This window comes from Umezawaea sp., from assembly GCF_036375055.1.
In the GTDB taxonomy this organism is placed as follows: Bacteria; Actinomycetota; Actinomycetes; order Mycobacteriales; family Pseudonocardiaceae; genus Umezawaea.
Genome location: NZ_DASUSQ010000043.1, coordinates 44,465 through 50,733 on the forward strand (window position 1 = coordinate 44,465; position 6,269 = coordinate 50,733).

1 protein-coding gene is annotated in these 6,269 nt (G+C 73.8%); it reads left to right on the top strand.

Annotated features, from left to right (window positions below):
• Positions 1-8 precede the first annotated feature (8 nt).
• Positions 9-6,248, top strand: a complete 6,240-nt coding sequence (locus VFZ92_RS13080; RefSeq protein WP_414719888.1) for a type I polyketide synthase — start codon at positions 9-11, stop codon at positions 6,246-6,248.
• Positions 6,249-6,269: the final 21 nt, after the last annotated feature.

Sequence of the window (6,269 nt, forward strand, 5' to 3'; positions counted from 1 at the left end):
TCAAACTGGTGACGGCGGATCTCCAGACCACCCGGCAGCGTCTTCAGGAGTTGGAGGAAGGCAACCAGGAGCCGATCGCGATCGTGGCGATGAGCTGCCGTTACCCCGGCGGTGTCCGCTCGCCCGAGGATCTGTGGCGGCTGGTCGAGTCCGGCGGCGACGCCATTTCCCCGCTCCCCGACGACCGCGGCTGGGGCACCGAAAACGGTGTTTTCGCCGTGGAGGGTGGCGGGTTCCTCTATGACGCGGCCGATTTCGAGCCCGCGTTCTTCGGAATTTCCCCGCGTGAAGCACTGGCCATGGACCCCCAGCAGCGGCTGCTGCTGGAAACGACGTGGGAAGTGTTCGAGCGGGCCGGAATCGACCCCAGGTCCCTGCGCGGCAGCCAGACCGGTGTGTTCATCGGTGGCAGCGCCATGGGCTACGGCATCGGCCTGACCGAGGTCCCCGACGAGGTCGCGGGCCACCTGCTCACGGGCGCGGCCCCCAGCGTCCTGTCCGGCCGCCTCTCCTACACGTTCGGCCTCGAAGGCCCGGCCGTCACGGTCGACACCGCCTGCTCCTCCTCCCTCACCGCGCTGCACCTCGCCGCCACCGCGCTGCGCAACGGCGAGTGCTCCATCGCGCTCGCGGGCGGCGTCATGGTGATGAGCACCCCCGCCGTGTTCGCCGAGTTCGGCAAGCAGGGCGGGCTCTCCCCGGACGGCCGCTGCCGCGCGTTCTCCGACGACGCGGACGGCACCGGCTGGTCCGAGGGCGTCGGCCTGCTGCTCGTCGAGAAGCTGTCCGACGCGCGGCGCAACGGCCACGAGGTCCTCGCGGTCGTGCGCGGCAGCTCGGTCAACCAGGACGGCGCGTCCAACGGCCTGACCGCCCCCAACGGCCCGTCGCAGCAGCGGGTGATCCTCCAGGCCCTGGCCAACGCCGGTCTGGCCCCCGCCGACGTGGACGTGGTGGAAGCCCACGGCACCGGCACCCGCCTCGGCGACCCGATCGAGGCGCAGGCCATCCTCTCCACCTACGGCCAGGACCGCGAGCGCCCGGTGCTGCTGGGCTCGCTCAAGTCCAACATCGGCCACACCCAGTCCGCGGCCGGCGTCGCGGGCGTCATCAAGATGGTCATGGCCATCCGCCACGGTCTGGCTCCCAGGACGCTGCACGCCGACGAGCCGTCGCACCAGGTCGACTGGGACGCGGGTTCGCTGGAGATCCTGACCGAGGCCCGCCCGTGGCCCGAGACCGGCAACCCGCGCCGCGCGGGCGTCTCGTCGTTCGGCGTCAGCGGCACCAACGCCCACGTCGTGATCGAGCAGGCGCCCGCCGCCGAGCCGGTCGAGGTCCGGCGCGCGGGCCGCGAGGTGCTGCCGTGGCTGCTGGCCGCGCGCACCGAGGACGGGCTGCGCGAGCAGGCCCGCCGCCTGCGCGACCACCTCGCCGCCGCCGACCCCCACCTCGACGACGTGGCCTTCTCCCTGGCGACGACCCGCACCGCGCTCGCCCACCGCGCGGTCGTGGTCGGCGCCGACGCCCCCGCCCTGCACGCCGGCCTGGACGCGCTGGTCGACGGCGGCGCGGCGGCGAACCTCCAGCGCGGCACCGTCACCGACGGCGGCCTCGCGGTCCTGTTCACCGGGCAGGGCAGCCAGCGGCTCGGCATGGGCCGCGAGCTGCACGACGCGTTCCCGGTGTTCGCGCAAGCCTTCGACGCCGTGTGCGCCGAGTTCGACGGCCCGGTGCGCGAGGCGGTGTTCGGCGACGACGCCGCCGCGCTGGACCGGACCGGCACGACCCAGCCCGCGCTGTTCGCGATCGAGGTGGCGCTCTACCGCCTCGTCGAGTCGTGGGGCGTGAGGCCGGAGTTCCTGGCCGGGCACTCGATCGGCGAGCTGGCCGCCGCCCACGTGGCCGGTGTCCTGTCCCTGGAGGACGCCGCGACGCTGGTCGAGGCGCGTGGCCGGTTGATGCAGGCGCTGCCGACCGGCGGCGCGATGGTGGCGCTCCAGGCCACCGAGGAGGAAGTCCTCACGGTCATTGGTAACGACGTTTCTATTGCCGCGGTCAACGGCCCCGACTCGATCGTCCTCGCGGGCGACGAGGACGCCGTCCTCGCGGTGGTCGCCCGGTTCCCGGACCGGAAGTCCAAGCGGCTCAGCGTCTCCCACGCGTTCCACTCGGCGCACATGGACGCCATGCTCGACGACTTCCGCGCGGTGGCGGCGCGGCTGACCTACTCCTCGCCCACCATCCCGATCGTCTCCACGGCCACCGGCCGGGTCGCGACCGCCGTCGAGCTGTGCTCCGCCGACCACTGGGTCTCCCACGTGCGCGACGCGGTCCGGTTCGCCGACGCCGTCCGCACGCTGGAAGGCCAGGGCGTGTCGACGTTCCTGGAGCTGGGCCCCGACGCCGTGCTCACCGCGATGGGCGCCGACAGCGTCGAGAAGGCCGTGCTGGTCCCGGCGCTGCGCAAGGACCGCCCCGAGGTCTCGGCCATCACCACCGCGCTCGCCGCGCTGCACGTGCGGGGCACCCGGATCGACTGGGCCGCCTACTTCGACGGCACCGGCGCCCGCCGCGTCGACCTGCCGACCTACGCGTTCGACCGCCAGCGCCTGTGGCTGGAGGACAACGGCTCGGTCGGCGACGTGACCTCCGCGGGCCTGTCGGCCGCCGGGCACCCGCTGCTCGCCGCGGTCCTGCCGATGCCCGACGGCGGCGTGCTGTTCACCGCGCGCCTCTCGGTCGCCACGCACGCCTGGCTGGCCGACCACGTCGTCGCGGACAACGTGGTCGTGCCCGGCACCGCGCTGGTGGAGCTGGCGATCCGCGCGGGCGACCAGGTCGGCTGCGGCCACCTGGAGGAGCTGCTGCTCCAGGCCCCGCTGGTCGTCCCGGCCCAGGGCGGCATCAGCCTGCACGTCGAGCTGGACGCCGAGCCCGGCCGCCGGATGATCACCGTCTACTCCCGCACCGATGACGACGACGCCGCGTGGGTCGTGCACGCGACCGGCGTCCTCACCGACGAGACCACGGCCCCCGCGTTCGAGCTGGCGCAGTGGCCGCCCGCCGGAGCCGTTCCCCTCGACCTGACCGGCCTCTACGAGGACCTCGCCGTCGGCGGTCTGCGCTACGGCCCGGTGTTCCGCGGGCTGGTGAACGCCTGGCGCGGCGGCGGCGACGTGTACGCCGAAGTCGTGCTGCCCGAGGCGGAACAGCGTCGGGCGGGCGCGTTCGGCGTCCACCCGGCGTTGCTCGACTCCGTCCTGCACACCCTGGGCATCGCCGACGGCGACGCCCAGGAGCAGAGCGGCCCGGCGTCGCTGCCGTTCTCCTGGACCGGCGTGAGCCTGTTCGCCGCCGGGGCCGAGACGCTGCGCGCCCGCGTTTCCCCGTCGCCGCAGGGGGACGGCATCTCGGTGGACGTCGCCGACGGCACCGGTTCACCGGTCGCCCGCGTCGACTCGCTGGTGCTGCGCCCGATCAGCGGCGAGCAGTTCACCCGAGCGGGCGGCGGCACCGACTCGCTCTACCGGGTCGACTGGACGCCGGTGACCACCGAGGCCGCGTCGGTGGAGGACGTGACGATCCTGCACGTCGCCGACTCGGCCGACGTGCACACCGTGACCGCGGAACTGCTCACGGGACTCAAGTCCTTCGTGGACGGTGAGCGCACCGAGGAGTCCGTGCTGGTCGTCGTGACCAGCCACGCCGTCGCCGCGCTGCCCGGCGAGGACGTCACCGTCCCCGCCCAGTCCTCGGCGTCCGGCCTGGTGCGCTCCGCGCAGTCCGAGCACCCCGGCGCGATCGTGCTGGTGGACCTGGACGACGTGGCCGCGCTCGACGCGGTCCTGCCCGCCGTGCTGGGCGCGAACGAGCTGGAGGTCGCGGTCCGCGCGGGCACGTTGTACGCCCCGCGCCTGGTCCGCGCGAACTCGGGTTCGATCGCCCCCTCCGCCACGGACTCCGCCTGGCGCCTGGACTTCACCGCCCCCGGCACGGTCGACAACCTCACCACCATCCCCTGGCCCCACGCCGAGTCGGCGCTGGAGCCCGGCGAGGTCCGCATCGCGATGCGCGCCGCGGGCGTCAACTTCCGCGACGTGATGAACGTGCTCGGCATGTACCCCGGCGACGCCGGGATCATGGGCCTGGAAGGCGCGGGCGTCGTGCTGGAGGTCGGTCCCGGTGTGGACGACCTCGCCGTCGGCGACCGGGTCATGGGCATGGTCGACGCCGCGTTCGGCCCCGTCGTGATCGCCGACCGCCGCAAGGTCTGCCCGATCCCGGACGGCTGGTCGTTCACCCAGGCCGCGGGCGTGCCGCTGGTGTTCCTCACCGCGCTCTACGCCCTGGAGGACCTGGGCGGCCTCAAGTCCGGCGAGTCGATCCTCGTCCACGCCGCCGCCGGTGGTGTCGGCATGGCCGCCACCCAGATCGCGAAGCACCTGGGCGCCGAGGTCTACGGCACCGCGAGCAAGGGCAAGTGGGACGCGCTGCGGGCCGCCGGGATCGCCGACGACCACATCGCCTCCTCCCGCACCACCGACTTCGAGCACGAGTTCACCATCGCCACCGACGGCCGGGGCGTGGACGTCGTCCTCAACGCCCTGTCCGGCGAGTTCGTGGACGCCTCGCTGCGCCTGCTGGCGCAGGGCCACGGCGGCCGGTTCCTGGAGATGGGCAAGACCGACGTGCGGCGCCCCGACGAGGTCGCCCGGCAGCACCTCGACGTGGAGTACACCGCGTTCGACCTGATCGAGGCCGGACCGGACCGCATCGGCGAGCTGCTGACCCGCCTGCACGGCTGGTTCGCCGACGGCTCGCTGTCGCCGCTGCCCGTGACGACGTGGGACGTCCACCGCGCCCCGGAGGCGTTCCGCTTCCTCGGCCAGGCCAAGCACACCGGCAAGGTCGTGCTGACCATCCCGACCCCGCTCGACCCGAACGGCTCGGTGCTGATCACCGGCGGCACCGGGGGACTGGGCGCGCTCGTGGCCCGGCACCTCGTCGCCGAGCACGGTGTGCAGCACCTGGTCCTGACCTCCCGCCGCGGCGCGGACGCCCCCGGCGCCCGCGAACTGGCCGACGAGCTGATCGGCCTCGGCGCGACCGTCGACCTGGCGGCGTGCGACGTCGCCGACCACGCCGCCGTCGCGGCCCTGCTCAAGGGGATCGAGCACCCGCTGACCGGCGTGGTGCACGCGGCGGGCGTGCTCGCCGACGGCGTCCTCGACTCGCTCACCCCGGAGCGGCTGTCCGCCGTGCTCGGCCCGAAGGCGGACGCCGCGGCCCACCTGCACGAGCTGACCGCCGACGCGGACCTGGCGATGTTCGTCGTCTTCTCCTCGTCCTCCGGCCTGTTCGGCGGTGCGGGGCAGGCGAACTACGCCGCGGCCAACACCTTCCTCGACGGGCTCGCCGTGCACCGCCGCCACCGCGGCCTCCCGGCGGTCTCGCTGGCCTGGGGCCCGTGGGACCAGACCGCGGGCATGGGCTCGACGCTGTCCGACGCGGACTTCGCCCGCATGGCCCGCTCGGGGATGCCCGCGCTGGCCGCGGCCGACGGCCTGGCGCTGTTCGACCTGGCCCGCGCCACCGACGACGCCCTGCTCGCGCCGGTCAAGCTGGACCTCGCGACGCTGCGCGACTCGGGTGAGGTCCACCCGCTGCTGCGCGGCCTGGTCCGTGCCCCGGCCCGGCGCGCGGCGGCCACCACCGCGGGCAAGGCCGAACCGGCCTCCTGGTCGCAGCGGCTCGCGGGCAGGACCAAGGCCGAGCAGGACGAACTGCTGCTGGACCTCGTGGTCGGGCAGGTCGCGACCGTGCTCGGCTACGAGTCGGCGCTGGACATCAAGCCCACGCTGGCGTTCAAGGAACTCGGCTTCGACTCGCTGTCGGCGGTGGAGCTGCGCAACACGCTCAGCGCCGCCACCGGCGTGAAGCTGCCCGCGACGCTGGTCTTCAACTACCCCAACGCGATCGAGCTGGCCGCCCACCTGCGCGTGGAGCTGGCGGGCGACGACAGCACGGCCGCGACGCTCCTGGACGACCTCGACCGCCTGGAACTCGCGTTCGGCGAGGTCGGCGCGGACGACCCGATGCGCACCAAGATCACCAGCCGGTTGCAGCGCGTGCTGGCCAAGTGGAACGGCGGCTCCTCGGAGGAGAGCGCCGGAAAGGCCACTTTGGACGAGGCGGGCTACGACGAGCTGTTCGACTTCATCGACAACAACCTCAGCTCCTCGTGATCACCCCCAACCCGCCTGCAC